At 54.0% G+C, this 17,008-nt stretch carries 15 protein-coding genes and 2 tRNA genes; 11 read left to right on the top strand and 6 right to left on the bottom strand.

Annotated features, from left to right (window positions below):
• Positions 1 to 81: 81 nt before the first annotated feature.
• On the bottom strand, positions 82 to 894 hold the full coding sequence (gene gloB / locus N512_RS0102200) for a hydroxyacylglutathione hydrolase (RefSeq protein WP_037473937.1): 813 nt from the start codon (positions 892 to 894) through the stop codon (positions 82 to 84).
• Between the two features lie 116 nt (positions 895 to 1,010).
• On the opposite strand from gloB, the gene N512_RS0102195 reads away from it, so the two are divergent.
• Together N512_RS0102195 and N512_RS0102190 are read left to right on the top strand one after the other, a co-directional pair.
• A complete protein-coding gene (locus N512_RS0102195; protein ID WP_028779263.1) occupies positions 1,011 to 1,754 on the top strand; it encodes a class I SAM-dependent methyltransferase in 744 nt (247 codons plus the stop codon).
• A gap of 5 nt (positions 1,755 to 1,759) precedes the next feature.
• A complete protein-coding gene (locus tag N512_RS0102190) occupies positions 1,760 to 2,677 on the top strand; it encodes a LysR substrate-binding domain-containing protein (protein ID WP_028779262.1) in 918 nt (305 codons plus the stop codon).
• A gap of 42 nt (positions 2,678 to 2,719) precedes the next feature.
• On the opposite strand, the gene rnhA is transcribed toward N512_RS0102190, so the two are convergent.
• Positions 2,720 to 3,196, bottom strand: coding sequence for a ribonuclease HI (gene rnhA / locus N512_RS0102185; protein ID WP_025009664.1), 477 nt, complete (start codon positions 3,194 to 3,196; stop codon positions 2,720 to 2,722).
• Positions 3,197 to 3,268: 72 nt separating this feature from the next.
• Here rnhA and dnaQ point away from each other — a divergent pair, with 72 nt between their 5' ends.
• From dnaQ to bluB, 6 genes are all read left to right on the top strand, one after another.
• Entirely contained in the window at positions 3,269 to 4,015 is a 747-nt protein-coding gene (gene dnaQ, locus N512_RS0102180) for a DNA polymerase III subunit epsilon (RefSeq protein WP_028779261.1), read from the top strand.
• Between the two features lie 8 nt (positions 4,016 to 4,023).
• A complete protein-coding gene (locus N512_RS0102175) occupies positions 4,024 to 5,334 on the top strand; it encodes a TIGR03503 family protein (protein ID WP_037473935.1) in 1,311 nt (436 codons plus the stop codon).
• 110 nt (positions 5,335 to 5,444) lie between these two features.
• Positions 5,445 to 5,521: transfer RNA gene (locus N512_RS0102170), tRNA-Asp, on the top strand.
• A gap of 50 nt (positions 5,522 to 5,571) precedes the next feature.
• Positions 5,572 to 5,648 (top strand) — tRNA-Asp (locus N512_RS0102165).
• A gap of 204 nt (positions 5,649 to 5,852) precedes the next feature.
• On the top strand, positions 5,853 to 7,856 hold the full coding sequence (locus N512_RS22025) for a cation:proton antiporter (protein WP_051472606.1): 2,004 nt from the start codon (positions 5,853 to 5,855) through the stop codon (positions 7,854 to 7,856).
• Between the two features lie 201 nt (positions 7,857 to 8,057).
• Positions 8,058 to 8,801: a 5,6-dimethylbenzimidazole synthase gene (gene bluB / locus N512_RS22020; RefSeq protein ID WP_051472605.1), complete on the top strand. Its 744-nt coding sequence runs from the start codon at positions 8,058 to 8,060 to the stop codon at positions 8,799 to 8,801.
• A 229-nt stretch (positions 8,802 to 9,030) separates the two neighbouring features.
• On the opposite strand, the gene fadE is transcribed toward bluB, so the two are convergent.
• Positions 9,031 to 11,481, bottom strand: coding sequence for an acyl-CoA dehydrogenase FadE (gene fadE, locus N512_RS0102150; RefSeq protein WP_028779259.1), 2,451 nt, complete (start codon positions 11,479 to 11,481; stop codon positions 9,031 to 9,033).
• A gap of 252 nt (positions 11,482 to 11,733) precedes the next feature.
• Between fadE and N512_RS0102145 the strand changes: the two genes are divergently transcribed.
• Positions 11,734 to 12,534 carry a class II glutamine amidotransferase gene (locus N512_RS0102145; RefSeq protein ID WP_025009668.1) on the top strand — a complete coding sequence of 267 codons (801 nt, stop codon included), beginning with the start codon at positions 11,734 to 11,736 and terminating at the stop codon, positions 12,532 to 12,534.
• On the opposite strand, the gene N512_RS22015 is transcribed toward N512_RS0102145, so the two are convergent.
• Together N512_RS22015 and N512_RS0102135 are read right to left on the bottom strand one after the other, a co-directional pair.
• Positions 12,478 to 13,206: a DUF3108 domain-containing protein gene (locus N512_RS22015; protein ID WP_231473497.1), complete on the bottom strand. Its 729-nt coding sequence runs from the start codon at positions 13,204 to 13,206 to the stop codon at positions 12,478 to 12,480. The genes N512_RS0102145 and N512_RS22015 overlap by 57 nt on opposite strands.
• A gap of 19 nt (positions 13,207 to 13,225) precedes the next feature.
• The gene (locus N512_RS0102135; protein ID WP_037436559.1) at positions 13,226 to 13,588 is read right to left on the bottom strand and encodes an MGMT family protein; all 363 of its coding nucleotides are present in this window, start codon (positions 13,586 to 13,588) and stop codon (positions 13,226 to 13,228) included.
• Between the two features lie 176 nt (positions 13,589 to 13,764).
• On the opposite strand from N512_RS0102135, the gene def reads away from it, so the two are divergent.
• Positions 13,765 to 14,259 carry a peptide deformylase gene (def, locus tag N512_RS0102130; RefSeq protein WP_028779257.1) on the top strand — a complete coding sequence of 165 codons (495 nt, stop codon included), beginning with the start codon at positions 13,765 to 13,767 and terminating at the stop codon, positions 14,257 to 14,259.
• Here the strand turns inward: def and N512_RS22010 are convergent.
• Complete coding sequence (locus tag N512_RS22010) at positions 14,256 to 15,683, bottom strand: HAMP domain-containing sensor histidine kinase (protein WP_037473932.1); 1,428 nt, start codon at positions 15,681 to 15,683, stop codon at positions 14,256 to 14,258. The genes def and N512_RS22010 overlap by 4 nt on opposite strands.
• Positions 15,684 to 15,835: 152 nt before the next feature.
• Here N512_RS22010 and N512_RS0102120 point away from each other — a divergent pair, with 152 nt between their 5' ends.
• Entirely contained in the window at positions 15,836 to 17,008 is a 1,173-nt protein-coding gene (locus N512_RS0102120; RefSeq protein WP_156029033.1) for an ImuA family protein, read from the top strand.

The following is a 17,008-nucleotide window of genomic DNA, read 5'->3' as shown; positions in this document are numbered from 1 at the left end:
TTAAAACAAGTAGATAAATCTATCTTGGCCTGGCATTGTCATAATAACGACACAAAAAAGCGGCTTATTGTAACCCGGTTTTCAGAAATTGTCTTTCCATTGCCTGAGAACTGCAAAGCGGCTCACGGGATCATGGCAGGGGTGGCCGCTGTGGGCCTCCAGTACGTTCTGCAGTGTGTTCTTTTGGCAGCGCATAAAGGGATTGATGGCCTTTTCACGACCAATAGTGGAGGGGAGTGTGGGTTGTTGCTGCTCGCGCAGCGCTTCGGCGGCAAGTTGGTAGTCAGCCAGTGCCTGGTTATCCGGTTCAACGGCTTTGGCAAAACGCAAATTGGCCAAGGTGTACTCATGGGTGCAATACACCTTGGTGTTGTCATCAAGGGCCGCAAACTGACTCAAGGAGTGGTACATCTGTTCGGCGCTGCCTTCAAACAGGCGGCCGCAGCCGGCGCAGAACAGGGTATCGCCGCAAAAGAGGGCATCGCCAATCAAGTAGGCGATATGATCCAGCGTGTGCCCGGGGACCTTGAACAGTCGACACTCTAAAGCAAATCGGCCTTGCCCAGGCTCAAGCCGATATTCGCCTTCCTCGGTTAGTGCCCGGGTAATGCCTTTGATGGCCGGATTGGCAGGCCCGTATACCGGGAGCGAGCCGAAAGTTTCCTTTAAGGCCAGGATACCGCCGGTATGGTCGCTGTGATGGTGAGTTATCAGTACCCCGGCCAGCGTCAGATTATTTTGCGCCAAAAAAGCCAACACGGGCGCGGCATCACCCGGGTCCACCACCCAACAGCAATCACCTTGGGGTGCCACTATGGCCCAGATATAGTTGTCATCGAAGGCGGCAATGGGCGTTATCTTTGGCCGGGCGAGGGGGACATTGACATTGGACATAAGCTCAAGGCTCCTTTGAGTCGACGGGATCAGTTTCAATTTTACTGAGCCTCATACTTGCTTGTATAGGGGGTTCGTTATTAAGCTGAGCCTAGAACGGCTTAACCGGAGTATCTATGCCTCTCTCGTCTGAGTCCAGACCCAGCTCCTGGGACAGTTTGCCAGCCGGTGAGACTATCAAACGTGAACTGGAAAGCAAACTGGCCTATTGGTGGCCCAGAGTGTTTGGTTATCATCTGTTGCGCCTGGGGGCCTTAAGCCGCGAACTCGAGATCAAAAACTGTCCGGTCGGGCATCAGTTTTCCCTCTATCCCGGCAACGGCGCTTCGATAGTTGCCGATTTTGCCTCGCTGCCGTTGGCTCCGGCCAGCATAGATGCGGTGGTGATGAACTTGGTACTGGAGTTTGAGGCAAACCCTTACCGGATTTTACGTGAAGCCGACAGAGTGCTGGTCAGCGGAGGTTATCTTTTCATCGTCGGGATTAACCCGTTCAGCTGCGCCTTTTTCGGCAAGCTGCTGCCCAGATTTCAGCAGGCTTTACCCTGGAGCGGCCATTTCTTTATGCCGGCCAGGGTCAAGGACTGGCTGGGGCTTCTGGGGTATCAGTTGGTGCACGATGAGCGGCTCTTGTACCATTCGCTGCTCAGCGAAGCCGCGCCCTTGAGGATATGGCATCATTGGCAGCAAAAGTGGCTGCCGGGTACCGGCTCTCTGTATCTATTGGTGGCCCGCAAGCTGGATTCGCCGTTAACCCCCTTGGGGGATAAACGTCGTCAGCGGATCCCCGGCTGGCAACCCACGCCGACACCGGGATTCTCCGGCAGGCAACTGGAGCGCCACACTAAAGAAGAGCAATAATTGCAATGCGTATTACCCTGAAACAGTTAATGATTTTTGAAGCCGTGGCCCGCACAGGCCAAGTGGCCAAGGCCGCCGAGCGGGTTAACCTCTCTGCGCCGGCCACCTCCATGGCACTGTCGGAGCTTGAAAAGCAGCTCGATACCCGTTTGTTTGAGCGTATAGGCAACCGCTTGCAGCTCAACTCTCAAGGCAGTCTGCTGTTGCCTCTGGCCAGCGATGTGCTGCAGCGCATCGAGCGCATAGAGCAGGCTTTTACTCCGAACAACCATGAACTGGCCGGTATGCTAAATGTCAGCGCCAGTTCCACCATAGGCAATTTTCTGCTGGCCAAGGCGGCGGTGGCATTCAGCCAGCAGCACGTTCAGACTCAGGTCGACTTGGCGATAGACAATACCCGTAAGGTTATCCGTGATGTGGCCGAGTTTCGCGCCGAGTTGGGCTTCATTGAAGGTTATTGCCTCGACAGTCGTATCGCCGTATTGCCCTGGCATCAGGACTGTCTCAAGGTGTTCTGCCATCCGGCGCACCCGCTGGCGGGAAGCAAGGTATCGCCAAGCGAGCTCAAGGGGCTCTCCTGGGTATTGAGAGAAGAGGGCTCGGGCACCCGGGAGTACTTTGTCGATGCCGCCAACCGCCTTGACCTGCAGCCAGAAGCCCGTTTCTGTTTTCCAACTCCGGATGCCATCAAACAGGCGGTGAAACAGGGCGCCGGGCTTGGGGTTTTGTCTGAGCTGACACTGGATAAAGAGCTGGCTCGCAGAGAGCTGGCGTTGGTGGAGGTGGAGGGGCTGGCGCTCGAGCGGCCGTTTTACCTTATTCGCCACAAGAGCCACAGCCTGACGCCGTTGGCGCAGGCCTTTATCGACTTTTGCGGCAAGTTTTTGAAACTCAAGACAGTCGCGGACAAAGGTAGTCATTAGAGACCAAGCTTCTAACGACCAAGCCTCTAAAGACTGTAGCCATTAAAGACTGGCCTGATAACCCTGATCGACTGTGGCAGGGTTGGCCTCGGCGGCTTCGCGGGCCAGGGTGTCGCAACGCTCGTTCTCCGGGTGTCCGGCGTGGCCCTTGACCCAGCGCCAGTCTATCTGATGCTGTTGCGTGGCCTTATCGAGTCGCTGCCAGAGATCGACATTTTTCACCGGCGTCTTGTTGGAAGTGACCCAGCCTTTTTTCTTCCAGCCGTGGATCCATTGGGTGATCCCCTGGCGCATATATTGGCTGTCGCTGGTCAGCACGATTTTGCAAGGCTCTTTCAGGCTCTCAAGCGCTATGATAGGTGCTAGCAACTCCATGCGGTTGTTGGTTGTCAGGGCAAAGCCACCGGAGAGTTCTTTGGTATGCTGTTTATAGCGCATGACAACACCATAGCCGCCGGGCCCGGGGTTGCCCAGGCAAGAGCCGTCGGTGTATATCTGGATCTGTTTCAGTTCGCTCATCAAGTTGTTACCATATCCGGCAAATGCGGGCGAGTATACCCGTAAATTCACTCAGGAAGCTGCAAAAAATAGATGAATATCATATCGAATGCCAGTCGGCAGATCATTCTGGATACCGAAACCACAGGTATGAACCAGGGCGCAGGCCCCGTCTATCTAGGCCACAGAATCATTGAAATCGGCTGTGTGGAAGTCATTAACCGCCGCTTGACCGGCCGCACTTTCCACCAGTATATCAATCCGGGCCAACCCATTGATGAAGAAGCGATTGCGGTTCACGGTATCACAGATGAGAGAGTGGCCAACGAGCCCAGGTTTCATGAAATAGCCTCCGACTTTATCGCCTTTATTCAAGGGGCGGAGATTGTGGCTCACAACGCCTCGTTTGACGTGAGCTTTATGGATCATGAGTTTTCCATGACCAATCCCAGAGGGCCGGTGACGGCGGATATTTGTCAGATCCTCGACTCCCTGGCCATCGCCAAGTTTTTGCACCCAGGGCAAAAGAACAATCTGGATGCCCTGTGTAAGCGTTATCACATAGACAACTCCCGCCGCGAGTATCACGGCGCTTTGCTCGATGCCGAGATCCTCGCCGATGTTTATCTGGCGATGACAGGCGGCCAGACCAAGTTCAACCTCTCCAGTGAACAAGCCGGTCAGGAAGCCGGCGGCATCATGCGTCTCGATGCCAATCGCGCAAAACTTAAAGTGATCGCCGCATCGGCCGATGAACTGAATATGCATGAGCAAAGGCTCGATTTAGTTGCAAAATCAGGCAAGTGCCTCTGGCGCGACGAGCCACAACCTATGGATTGAAGCAAATAATGGGATTGAGACCAGCACTGGGCCTCATGGTGTGTCTGCTGCTTGGCCTTGGGGCCCCGGCAGTGGCCGATATAGTACCCAAGGAACAGGCCTCTGAGCTTAAGAATCGTTTTCGGGTCGACCATATGGTCGACAGAATCGTGCTTCTGGTGCAGCGGGAATACGGCTCCGCCCCTGTGGTGGTGGTTTTGCCTGATGGCAGTAAATGGTATGCCTCGCGCCACCCGGAGAATGTCAAATGGACCGATGGCGTCACAGGCGACATGATTGCGGTGGAAAACCCTGTGCCAGGCCCTTGGCAGCTCATTGGTAAAGTGGTGCCCGGCTCCCAAATCACCCGGGTATCCGAGCTGGGGATTGAGGTGGATGAACTGCCTCAGCCACTGTATCAGGGCGAGCGCCTTAAGCTGACCGCCCATCTCACCGGTGATTCGCTGAGAATGCGACTTCCCGGGCTTGAATACCTGTTGCAATGGACGGCGCGTTTTGTTTCCTCCCACAAACCGGGCGATGAAAACTTTGCCGCCGGTACCCTTATTGTCGGCAGTTATCAGGACAACGGAGAGGCGCTGGATGAACGGCCAGATGACGGCACCTTTACTTCCAATATCAACCTCAACCAGCCCTGGGGAGATTACACCCTGCAGATCAGTGTGCAAAACGATGTGTTTGAACGTGAGTTTAAGCAGGCATTTCGCCTCGAACCTTCGCCTGTGGATATTAAGGTGGTTGAGCCGGACGATCCCCTGACTCAGCCATGGGGCCTGATGCTGAGTGCCAATCCAGACATTCTGCGCCTTGAGGAAACCTATTTCGATATTGAGCTCTTGGGACCGGCTGGATTGCAACTGCCGGTTACTGTGCGTCAGCCCACGGAAGGCACCACGCAACTCGTGCTGCCCCAGGTGAGTGACTTTGGCAGTTACCGTATTAAGGGCACTGTCTTCAGTACAGACAAGCAGGGAAGGGAGCTGGTGTTGACCCTGCCGGAGCGCTTTTTCAATTTTGTCGAGCCTCCCAAGCCGCCACCGAGCGCCGAAGAGATGGCCGCCAGGGCTGCAGCAATAGCAGCCAAAGAAGAAGCGGCGGCCAAACAAAATGCCCTTTACCTGATCATAGGTGGTAACGTCTTGCTGTTACTGTTTGGGGTCGGTGCGATTCTGTTTTGGCGCAAGCGTCAAAGTCTGAAGCAGGCCTTGGCTGCGGCTGAAGAGCAGTTGCTGGCAAAACAGCAGGCGGCACCCAAGGAAGATGATGTGCAGGAGATTGACCTGACCCTACCCGATGAGGATGAGCGCAAATCCAACTGAACATCTTGATTATCCATGCTTTGCTGATTTTTTAGCTAATCGGGATCCTCGGGGTAAAAAAGTTGTTGACGCTGACAAGGGGCCTACGTATTATTCCCGGCAACTTGAGTGGAGCGGTAGTTCAGTTGGTTAGAATACCGGCCTGTCACGCCGGGGGTCGCGGGTTCGAGTCCCGTCCGCTCCGCCAGTCAAGTTAACGAATTCAAGCCTTATTGCCCAGGCGATAAGCAAGAGTTTGGAGCGGTAGTTCAGTTGGTTAGAATACCGGCCTGTCACGCCGGGGGTCGCGGGTTCGAGTCCCGTCCGCTCCGCCAAACAAGCAGAAAGCCCAGTCAGCAATGACCGGGCTTTTTGTTTTATCTGGTTTCAAGCCGAATCTGGCACATTGCCACAAAAATTTCTGATCCCATCCTCTTTAACTCATATATGCTCATACAGAAACAGCGATTGACTCTGGCGTTGCTCATGCTGTAAAGCTGTTTCGGGTCGCCCGAAAGAAACAAAAAAGGATTCTACTTATGGTTGAAAAAATCACCGCCATGCTGGCGTTGATAGGAGTCTTATCTCTGGCGTGTCAGTGGATTGGCTGGCGGATGCGTTTGCCGGCGATATTGCCGCTGCTGCTTTGTGGTTTGTTGCTGGGTCCCGGGCTGGGTTTACTGGATCCCGATGCGATTTTCGGCGACTTGCTGTTTCCCATCATCTCCCTCGGCGTTGCTGTTATTCTGTTTGAAGGGGCGTTGACGCTCAACTTCAAGGAGATCAAGGACCACGGCCGGATGGTGACGCATTTGGTGTCTGTGGGCGCGCTGATCACCTGGGGCTGCATCGCCTCGGCGGCGCATTTCCTGCTGAGTTTTGATTGGCCGCTGGCACTGTTGTTTGGGGCCTTGGTAGTGGTTACCGGGCCGACTGTGATAGTGCCCATGCTCAGAACCGTTAAGCCTAAGTCTCAGTTGGCGAGCATTCTGCGCTGGGAGGGGATAGTGATAGATCCCATAGGCGCCATGCTGGCGGTGTTGGTGTTTGAGTACATTACTGTCAGCGCCGGGCAGACAGCGCATGTACTGCTGGCACTCGGCTCTATGCTGGGTATTGGCCTTGGGCTTGGTGCCTTGGCCGGTTATCTTGTCGGGCGGGTGCTGAGAAGCAATCTTTTGCCCCACTATCTGACCAACACGGCTGTACTGACCATAATGCTCGGGGTCTTTGTTGGTTCAAACCTATTGCAGGAAGAGTCCGGCCTGTTGACAGTGACAGTAATGGGGATTTGGCTCGCCAATATGCGCGGCGTGGATATTGCCGATATCCTCGAGTTCAAAGAGACACTCACGGTACTGCTTATCTCGGCGCTGTTTATTTTGCTGGCGGCCAGGCTGGATTCGTCGGCCATGCTGGACCTTGGTCTGGGCGGCCTTGGGGTACTGGCAGTGGTGCTTTTGGTGGCCAGGCCGCTGAGCATTTGGCTCTCGGGTATAGGCACTTCGCTCAGCAGCGCTGAAAAGTGGTTTTTGAGCTGGGTGGCGCCGCGGGGGATAGTGGCGGCGGCCGTGTCATCACTGTTTGCCATCAAGCTGGAAAAGATGGAAGTGCCCGGCGCCGAGACCATAGTGCCACTGGTGTTTTTAATCATCATAGGCACAGTTGTGATCCAGTCGCTCACCGCCAGACGCTGGGCCAGTATTCTTGGGGTGCAGGCAGGCTCTGCCCGCGGCCTGCTGATTTTTGGCGCTTCCAAGTTTTCCCGGGAGCTGGCCAAGGTGCTCAAGAGCAAGGATATCAAGGTGATCCTTGCCGACAGTAACTGGGATAACATTCGTTTGGCGCGGATGGATAATATTCCGGTTTACTTTGGCAACCCGGCCTCGGAGCATGCCGACACCTATCTGGATTTGACCGGCATCGGCAAGGTGTTGATCCTGTCTCCCTATCGTCAGCTCAACCCTGTGGTCTATTTCCATTTCCAGGATATTCTCGGACAGAAGAAGGTTTATGGTCTCAGTAACACGGAAAGCAACGGTACCAGTGCCCGCCATCAATTGTCTGAGTCCTATTTGAAGCGTATGTGCCTATTCGGTGAAACTGTCTCCTACGCCAAACTGGCCAGTTTGATGTCCAAGGGCGGGGTGCTGAAGAGCACTAACCTGACAGAAAGCTTTGGCTACAAAGACTTTTGCCGCCGCTATGGTGAAACTGTGGTGCCGCTGATGTACCTGAAAAATGGTAAGGTCACTATGTTGACCGGCAACACTACAGATTTGCCAAGAGGAATCGAGCTTATCAGCCTGATCCCCAAAGAGGCGCTGGCGGAGGCATCGGCGCTCAAGGAAGCGGAGGAAACCCTCAAGCAGGCAAGGGCTGAAGCCGAGCAAAAGGCCAAGGAGCAGGAAGCGAAAGAGCAGCAAACCGCGCTAACTGAGGCTGATGTTCAAGACAAAGTGAGCTGTGATAAAGAGGGCGAAGCCGGTGGAAAAGAGAGCGGGAAAGGTAATGGGGAAGACAAGGGGAAAGTTACCGCCTGATCAAATTTGAGCCACGGCGCCGAAAGCAAACGGAAAATACCGGGTCATGAAAACGGCCCGGTATTTTTGTATCACAAGGTTTGGCTATAGAAGATTAATGCAGCATCAAATCTTGAGATGCCGGATTGGCGCTTCCTGTAACATGCCTGCTATAGTCCGGGCACCGCAGGCGTTAAAGATCAGCCATTAAAGAGGTGAACCATGTCCGATTTTGCCGTTTCCTCCGAAGCAGAAGCGTTTTCTTTGCAGGAGAGAGAAGCCTTGTACAAGGCGATATTTGCCCGCCGCGATGTACGCAGCCAATTTTTGTCAAAGCCGGTTTCCGAGGAGAGCTTACAGAGGATCCTGGATGCGGCACACCATGCGCCCAGCGTTGGCTTTATGCAACCTTGGGACTTTATTCTGGTGCGCAGTGAAGCCAAGCGCCGCGCCATTAAACAGGGGTTTGATGTCGCCAATGCCCGTTCGACGGAACAGTTCAGTGGCGAAAGACGGCTTCATTATCAACGGTTAAAGCTTGAAGGTATTCTTGAGGCGCCTTTGGGGATCTGTGTGACCTGCGATCCCAGCCGCACCGGGTCTGTGGTACTTGGCCGCACCATCAAGCCGGAAATGGACAACTACAGCGCAGTTTGCGCGGTGCAAAATCTGTGGCTCGCCGCCAGAGCCGAAGGCCTGGGTGTGGGCTGGGTCAGTATTCTTGATGATGAAGTGCTGCGTGAGACCTTGGGGATACCTGAGGAGATAAGAATTATCGCTTATTTGTGTCTGGGGCGGGTGAGCGCTTTCAACGATACCCCTGAGCTTGAGCGCAAAGGCTGGTTGCCCCGGCGACCACTTGAGTTGGCGGTTCATGAAGATGGCTGGCAGGCTGCGCAGCAGCAACAAACCGATGAGCTGCTGGCCGAATTCTTGCGTCAAAGAGAGCGCCAAAGCGGAAAATGACATCTCATTCTATAGAAACTGTTGAGCTACGCGCAGATATGAGCCCAGGGCAAGGATGAAATGGCAGAGCGGGAAGGTCGGTGAAAAATAGGTGGAGATAGCTACAAGAAGATAAGCACAGAGAAGATAGAGACATAAAAGATAGACACATAAAAGTGATCAAGTCTGTCCCGCCATAAAAGAAAAGGAGACTCAGAGTCTCCTTTTTCATGCTTGTTACTCGGCAGGTTTAAGCGGCTTGTTCTTCGCGGCTGTTCTGCTCCAGGCTCTGGGCCTTGAGTTCGGCGGGGTCAAAGTCATCCACGTTGATGGATTTCATTCGGCCGATTTCAGCGCGCTCCAGCAGGGCCACTTCATCATCGCTCAGAACCCCCAGCGCCTTGCCTTCTGCGGCCACTTTATCCAGCCACATGAAGGGCAGACGTTTGCCGGCAGCCTTACAGACTTTGTCATACAAGGGCTCTGCCGCCAGTATGTCTTTGAAGGTCTGTTCCTGAATACCTACGGCATTGTTGTCGCAAGCTTCCCAGAATTGTCCCTTACCCAGACGGTCACGGCTGGCACAAGGGGTCTGCATTATCTTGGCTACCTTGTGGTCCAACACATCACTTGGGCGCTTCAGTGGTCGACCGAAGGGGAACAACACCAGGCGCAGCACGCCGCCGAGGCCAGCAGGGAAGTTATCCAGCAGATCATCCAGAGAAGACTGCAGCTTGTAGAGCGCGTCTTCAACCGCCCACTGTACCAGTGGCAGATCTTCACTCTGACGGCCTTCATCCTGATAACGCTTGAGGGTTGCCGATGCCAGATACAACTGGCTGAGCAAGTCACCCAGGCGGGCAGAGATCCGCTCTTTACGTTTGAGGTTACCCCCTAAGGTCGCCATCGCCAGATCCGACAGCAAGGCCAGGTTGGCACTGAAGCGGTTCATATGCTGATAGTAACGCTTGGTCTTGTCGGCAAAAGGCGCATTGGAGAAGCGACTGCCGGTGAGGCCCATCCACAGGCTGCGGATAAGGTTACTTGTGGTAAAGCCAATATGGCCAAACAGCGCCGCATCAAAGTTATTCAGGCCGCGGTTTACGTCGCTATCAAAGGCCGACTCCATCTCTGCCAGTACATATGGATGGCAGCGAATGGCGCCTTGACCATAGATGATCATTGAGCGGGTCAGAATGTTGGCCCCTTCAACTGTAATGGCGATAGGTGCCGCTTGATATCCGCGTCCCAGATAGTTGTTGGGGCCAAGACATACCCCTTTACCACCGTGAATATCCATGGCGTCGATAACGCATTTCTGCATTCTGTCGGTCAGGTGATATTTGACTATCGCCGAGATGACGGAAGGCTTTTCACCCAGATCAATACCTGTGGTGGTCAAGGAGGTTACAGCGTCCATCAGATAGGCGTTACCACCGATGCGCGCCATTGGCTCTTCAATGCCTTCCAGCTTACCGATAGGCAGCTTGAATTGACGACGAATGCGGGCATAGGCACCGGTTGCCAAAGCCGCGGTTTTAACACCACCGGCTGAGTTGGAGGGCAGGGTGATGCCGCGGCCAACCGACAGGCATTCCACCAGCATGCGCCAGCCTTGTCCCGCCATTTTCGGGCCACCTATGATAAAGCTCAGAGGAACAAACACCTCTTTGCCTCGGGTTGGACCATTTTGGAACATACAGTTGAGCGGGAAGTGGCGTCGGCCGGTTTCCACACCTTCAACATCGGTCGGGATCAAGGCGCAGGTAATGCCCAGCTCTTCCTTATCGCCCAGCAGATGCTCGGGATCTTTAAGCTTGAATGCCAACCCCAAAACTGTGGCAACAGGTGCCAGGGTGATATAGCGCTTGTTCCAGGTCAGTTTCATCCCCAGTACTTCTTCACCTTGCCATTGGCCTTTGCAGACCACACCGAAATCCGGAATGGCGCCGGCATCTGAACCGGCCTCAGGACTGGTCAGGGCAAAGCAGGGAACTTCCAAACCTTTGGCCAGGCGGGGCAGGTAGTGATCCTGCTGCTCCGGGGTACCATAGTGCTGCAGCAGCTCGCCCGGGCCAAGTGAGTTGGGCACACCTACGGTCGAGGCCAGTTCACTGCTGACACCGGCCAGCTTTTGCAGTACCCGGGATTGGGCGTAGGCAGAGAACTCCAGACCCCCGTACTTCTTCTTGATGATCATCGCAAAGAAGCCTTTGTCTTTGAGGAACTGCCATACTTCGGCAGGCAAGTCCGCCAATTGATGGGAAACCATATGCTGGTTAACCATGCGGCAGACTTCCTCCACAGGTCCTTCCAGGAAGGCATGTTCTTCGGCGCTCAGACGGGCAACCGGATAGTTGTGCAGCTTCTTCCAGTTGGGATTACCGGCGAAGAGATCGGCTTCCCACCAGGTAGTACCGGCTTCAATCGCCTCTTTTTCGGTGGAAGACATCTCCGGCATGATGCCGCGATAGAGTTTAAGTAATGGCCGGGTTATCACACTCTGCCTGAAGGCACTCAGGTTCAGCGGCAGGGCAATAACCAGGAAAATTATCCAGCTAATCAGTCCAGTTACATCCAGCAGGCTGCCTGCTGCCATGACCACTGCGGCGGCTATGGTTGCGGTCAGCAGGGATACTCTGAGGTACGCTGCTGCTCCTAAAACCAAGAGCAATGCCAGGATCCATAGTAGGGTAGTCACTGTTTGTTCTCCTTAATAAAACGACCACTTTATTCAGTGTAGAACGCCTCGCTTGAGAGCGATCAAGATCACAATTATAGTATGTGGTCAGACCTGTGTCGCAATAAAATTAAACCTAAGCGAAATCGAATACAAGCATTTTTCAAACAATTGTTTAAATTTTTTATTGCAAGCAATAATTCCCCTGCCGACACGGCTTGGCTACAATGCCGCAGATAATTAAATAACAGATTCAGTGACAGGAAAAACAAGATGTGTGAGCTGCTGGCGATGAGTGCCAATGTGCCAACGGATATTGTCTTCAGCTTTACCGGGCTGGCGGAGCGAGGCGGGGTGACCGGCCCCCATGTGGATGGTTGGGGGATCACCTTTTATGAAGGCAAGGGCAGCCGCACCTTCAAGGATGCCAGTCCCAGCAGCCAGTCCCATGTGGCAAGCCTTATCAAGTCATACCCGATCAAGAGTGAAGTGGTGGTCAGCCATATTCGGCAGGCCAACCGCGGTGAAGTCTCGCTGGAAAATACCCACCCCTTTACCCGCGAGCTTTGGGGCCGCTACTGGACCTATGCCCACAACGGCCAGTTGTCTGACTATGAACAGAAGTTTCAAAGCGGCCGCTTTCAGGCTGTGGGTGACACAGACAGTGAACAGGCCTTTTGCTGGATAATGAGTCGCCTGGTCGAGCGTTTCGGCGAATCCGAGCCGGACGATATTTTGCCCGTGTTTGAGTATGTGGCCCAGCTTGCCGAGGAGATCCGCACTCTTGGGGTGTTTAATATGATCCTCAGCGATGGCCGTTATCTGATGAGTTATTGCAGCAATAACCTCTGCTATATCACCCGCCGGGCGCCCTTTGGCCGGGCGCAGCTGATAGACACGGATGTGGTGATTGATTTCGACACCCAGACCACCCCCAAGGATGTGGTCACTGTTATAGCCACCCGGCCGCTGACCGGCAATGAAAACTGGCAGCTGTTGGCGCCGGGGGACTGGAAATTATTCCGTCTTGGCGAGCTGGTTATTGACTTCCGAGCCCAGGCTCAGCTTGGCTAACTTGATATCGAGCTGCTTACTGCCTGACTCAAAGTGGGTCAGGCGCACCGGCAGCCAGCCGAGATCCGGCGCCATCCAAACAAAGGTCTGCCGCTTGGTGCTGTCGCGGACCACTTCCAGTTTCACCGTGTTATAGACGCCACTGTCCAGTGTCATCCGCTCCTTGCCGACTATCTTGAAACGATAGTCATCTATCTCGTTGTCCTTGACCAGCTCATAGGCCAGGGGCTCCTTGCCGGCGGCGAGATCCAGCCGAAACTGCAGCTGTACCATCAGGGCATCGTAGAGAGTGCCTGAATAGTCCAATTTGCTCTTTTCATCCTTGTAGCGACTGAAAATTTTGCCCTGTTCCTTGGCAAAGGCTATCTGCTCATTGAAGTTGGGGCCTGTGCCGGTTCGCTGATGGCTGAAGCGCAGCGGCGTCAGTTGACCATCCTGATAGGTAAATTCACTGCGGATATGGCGTTTATCGCTCAGCACCAAGAGGCTGAGATCGCTGTCCAACTTGTATTGATAGAAGTCGCCCTCTGGCGGCAACAGCATAAAACGGGCGCCACCGAGATTGATTTCGCCATAATTGACCTGATATTCGGCGGTGTGGGGTGCCAGGGGGCTGGTCTGCGCCCATAACGGCAAGGGCAGTAACAGTATCAAAAGTAGAAGCGAACGGATCAAAGGCAGTCTCCTGTGGTTAAAACGGCATGGACAAGACCAGAGTGGCCATGTCCGGCCGCCACTCATATTCAGACAGGGCAATTCTGCCTTGGTTCACTTGTACGCCTTCGCTGCGCAGCAGGCTCATCTGTAGCTGAAACGGATGGGTGTCCTTGGCAAAGGAGATTTTCCCCTGACTGTTGATAACCCTGTGCCAGGGCAGTGCCAGGCTGTCCGGCGCCTGTTTCAGTGCCCGGGAAACATAGCGGGCCCGTCCGGGCAAGCCGGCATAGTCGGCAATTTTGCCATAGCTTGCCACCCGACCTTCGGGGATCAGTGCAACTATGTGCCAAATCTTCTGCATTGGACTTAGTGGCGGGGCGCTCGTTTCCGGGGTCATCTTGGCTCCTGATGCTATTGGCGCAAATTATAATACCATTCCATAGCGGAGGTTACTCACTTGGCAAAAGTGCCTTGGCGGCTCTGCGCTGCACACGCAAGGTTTGCCTTTTGATGCTTTTTCGCCATAATGGCGCCCATTGAACGCCAAGTCGAGTAAATTGAGAATATAACCCTATGGCAATTATGGATATTTTGACAGTTCCCGATCCCAGGCTCAAGCGTAAAGCCAAGCCTGTTACCGAAATAGAAGCCGTGCAGTCTTTCATCGATGATCTGTTGCAAACCATGTATCACACAGACGATGGTATCGGCTTGGCCGCGACCCAGGTGGGCAGTGAACACGCGATAGTCGTCATTGATATCTCAGAAGAGCGCAATCAACCTCTGGTGCTGATCAATCCGCAGATCACTGAGTCCAGCGGCGAATTTATCGGTGAAGAGGGCTGTTTGTCCATTCCCGGTTATCGCTCCAAGGTAAAACGCTTCGAGTCGGTCACTGTCAGCTATCTGGATCGCCAGGGCCAAGCCCAGACGATCCACAGTGATGGTTTCCTGGCCATAGTGCTGCAACATGAAATCGATCATCTGCACGGCAAGGTATTTATCGAGCATCTCTCCCGCCTTAAACAGGAGATGGCACTGAAGAAGGTGCGTAAGTTTACCGCCTAAGCGATAGACTTAAGTTGGGCTTCGCTGCAGCTTGGCAGTTGCAGCGGCAGCTCAAGCAATATGCTCAAACCGCCCTGAGGCCGGTTGACCGCTTGGGCCGAGCCGCCCAGGAGCTGCATACACTGGCGCACAATCGCCAACCCCAGCCCATAACCTCCCTGAGAGCAGTGACGCGCTTCATCCAAACGGGTGAAAGGGTTGAACAAGGCTTCCAGTTGCTCTTTGGGGATCCCGGGGCCATTATCGCTGACACTCAGCTGCAGTCTGCTATCACCCAATTTGTCGTCACCCAGCTGAGATACCTGGATTTCCACCCGGCAGGTTTCACCGGCATATTTGAGGGCATTGCGGCAGACATTTTCCAGCGCTCGCTTCAAGTAGGCCATATCGGTATGCAAAGTTTGCTCATCAATGTGGGCCTGTGCCCAGACTATGCTTTGCTTGGGGCCAGACTCAAACTCCAGATCCTGCAACAGTGAGCGGCGTAATTCTGTCAGGGTAAAAGGCGCTGCCGTCAGCTTGATGAAGCCGTTGCTCAGGCGGCTGAAGTCTAAAATAGTGTTAATCAATTGCGCCATCTCTTCACCCTGGCGTCTTAGCCTGGCAAGCGGTTGTTGATGTTCCTCCCCCAAGCGATTTTCCAACAGGTGTAAGGCCAGCTCCTGCCGGGCAAGGGGAGTGCGCAGTTCGTGGGAGACATCCCTCAGTAACCGCTGCTGGGTCTGAATGCTCTTTTGCAGCTGCTCGGCCATATGGTCAAAGTCGGTCGCCAACTGGAAAAACTCCGGCTGCTTTAGTGAAAAATGACCGGCAATCCGGGTATCGAGTTGACCCTGTGCCAGCTGACGGGTGGCACTGCGCAATAAACTCAGCGGCTGGATCAGATAGCGGCTCAACAGACGACTGAACAACAAGAGCACCAGTAGTCCTACCAGGATACGGATAAGCCAGAGGCTTTTATCCAGTTGCTGCGCCGGGTGTAAAGAGGCGTTGAGCTGCACCACCAAGAGCAGGGGATTATCCGGCTCCAGGCTATTGCGTAATGGCAGACCTATCAAAGGTTTTTGCACCCTGTCCCCCATAGGCTGCTGCAACTGCTTGAGGAAATTGAGTTTGTAAACAAAGTGCGGGTGCATTTCCCGCTGACTCACCGCCTGCTGCTTGCTATCCAGCACATAGAGTACAAATGCCTGACGCCCCTCCCAATCCGCCAGTCCGGCTAGATCGCCCCTGACGATACAGTCGTTGGCCTCATCGGCCAGTTGCTGTAACTGGCTTTGGGTTTGCTGGGGCAGCAGTAACAAGCGGTTTAGCAACATGGCTTCAATACCACTGGCGAGCAGCAGGATAAGCAGTAATGACACACCAAAATAGCCAAACAGTCGCCATTGGAGTTGGGAAAACAGGCCGGAAAAGGGCAACAAGGCAAGCTCCTGAATTATTCGCTGAAGTCGAGAATATGTTTCGATAATCATTCTCATTTATTCTATCTCGGGTTAAGGCTTTGGCGCCAGCACGACTTGTCAGTTGGCTAAAGTTCGTTATACTGTATAAAAATACAGTATCGGTGTTTTTCATGTCTCTTTCAGCCAAAACTCACTCTGTAAAATCTGATCCAGCAAAATCTCAGGCCTTGAACGGCCTGCTGGAGCGCCGGGATCTCTGGTTGGGGCCGGGCAGTCAGGGCAAAACATTGGGGTATCCCAGTGGTTTTGAAAGATTGGATGCGCAGCTCAGTGATGCAGGGTGGCCAAGGCAGGGCATTTGTGAACTCTTCAGTCAGTCTCCTGGGCACGGGGAACTCAGCCTGTTGTTGCCTTTGATGCGTTATTTACTGCCGGCTCAGTGTGGCTCTCATTTCGAAAGAAATCATTCGGCAACAAGTCAGTCCGAAAAAAATCAGTCCAAAAGAAATCAATTTAGAGGGGATGAGTCCAGAGATGCCATGATAATGCTGATAGCGCCGCCACTGCAGCCGCTGGCACAGAGTTTTGCCCAGCACGGTATTGCCGCCGAGCGTATTTTGTGGCTGGAGTTAACCCAGCGTAAAGAGGTGCTCTGGGCCATGGAGCAAGGGCTGAGCAGCGGCGCCTGTCCCCTGGTGCTGAGTTGGCTGGACAAGCTGACACTGAGTGAGGCCAGAAGGTTGCAACTTGCCGCAGAGCAGGGCAAGGCGCTGGGAATTTGCCAGTTGCCTATGGCTCAGGCAGACAGCAATCATCCTGTCACCCTAAAGCTGGCTATCAGCGCGGCTGGCGTTAATACCGCCAGGCTGCAAATTTTAAAGCGTCGCGGTGGTTGGCCCGTCCCTGAATTGCATCTGCGTGGCTTGCCGGCACTGGCGCTTGAACTGCCCCATGTCGAGCCAGGCGTGGTAACCCTGAGAAACGGCAAGGCGGGTCTCAATCATAGTTTAAGTAACTCAACAGATTCAATTGAGCCAAACCATTCCGGACGCAAGGCCAATGGCACTGTGCTTCACGGCTCTGGTTTACATGGCACTGGTTTTCATAGCACTGTGTTTTATGGTAACGTGCTTCATGGTCCTTGGGGGATGGCGCAGTCAACGACGGTTGCATCCAATGAATGCGCGCCTAATCCCTGGACGGTACGGCAAGAGTCAAACAAGCCCGCGGGGCTTTTTCAAAGCGCTAATCCGCAAACGGTCAATCCTCAAACCACTCAAAGCCATACAGCTCAGAGCCAAGCCGATCAAAGCCATACAGCTCAGAGTCAAGAGGCTATCTGA

The sequence above is a fragment of the Shewanella sp. 38A_GOM-205m genome, from assembly GCF_000518445.1.
In the GTDB taxonomy this organism is placed as follows: Bacteria; Pseudomonadota; Gammaproteobacteria; order Enterobacterales; family Shewanellaceae; genus Shewanella; species Shewanella algae.
Note: the sequence above shows the minus strand (reverse complement) of the source record. Positions and strands in the feature narration are given on the sequence as shown.

Bases quoted from the DNA above. Each gene is read 5' to 3' on its own strand.
- N512_RS0102190 (WP_028779262.1), top strand. From the start codon at position 1,760: ATGCGTATTACCCTGAAACAGTTAATGATTTTTGAAGCCGTGGCCCGC.
- N512_RS0102120 (WP_156029033.1), top strand. From the start codon at position 15,836: ATGTCTCTTTCAGCCAAAACTCACTCTGTAAAATCTGATCCAGCAAAA.
- def (WP_028779257.1), top strand. From the start codon at position 13,765: ATGGCAATTATGGATATTTTGACAGTTCCCGATCCCAGGCTCAAGCGT.
- N512_RS0102175 (WP_037473935.1), top strand. From the start codon at position 4,024: ATGGGATTGAGACCAGCACTGGGCCTCATGGTGTGTCTGCTGCTTGGC.
- gloB (WP_037473937.1), bottom strand. From the start codon at position 894: ATGTCCAATGTCAATGTCCCCCTCGCCCGGCCAAAGATAACGCCCATT.
- N512_RS0102195 (WP_028779263.1), top strand. From the start codon at position 1,011: ATGCCTCTCTCGTCTGAGTCCAGACCCAGCTCCTGGGACAGTTTGCCA.
- bluB (WP_051472605.1), top strand. From the start codon at position 8,058: ATGTCCGATTTTGCCGTTTCCTCCGAAGCAGAAGCGTTTTCTTTGCAG.
- N512_RS0102145 (WP_025009668.1), top strand. From the start codon at position 11,734: ATGTGTGAGCTGCTGGCGATGAGTGCCAATGTGCCAACGGATATTGTC.
- N512_RS22025 (WP_051472606.1), top strand. From the start codon at position 5,853: ATGGTTGAAAAAATCACCGCCATGCTGGCGTTGATAGGAGTCTTATCT.
- dnaQ (WP_028779261.1), top strand. From the start codon at position 3,269: ATGAATATCATATCGAATGCCAGTCGGCAGATCATTCTGGATACCGAA.
- N512_RS0102135 (WP_037436559.1), bottom strand. From the start codon at position 13,588: ATGACCCCGGAAACGAGCGCCCCGCCACTAAGTCCAATGCAGAAGATT.
- rnhA (WP_025009664.1), bottom strand. From the start codon at position 3,196: ATGAGCGAACTGAAACAGATCCAGATATACACCGACGGCTCTTGCCTG.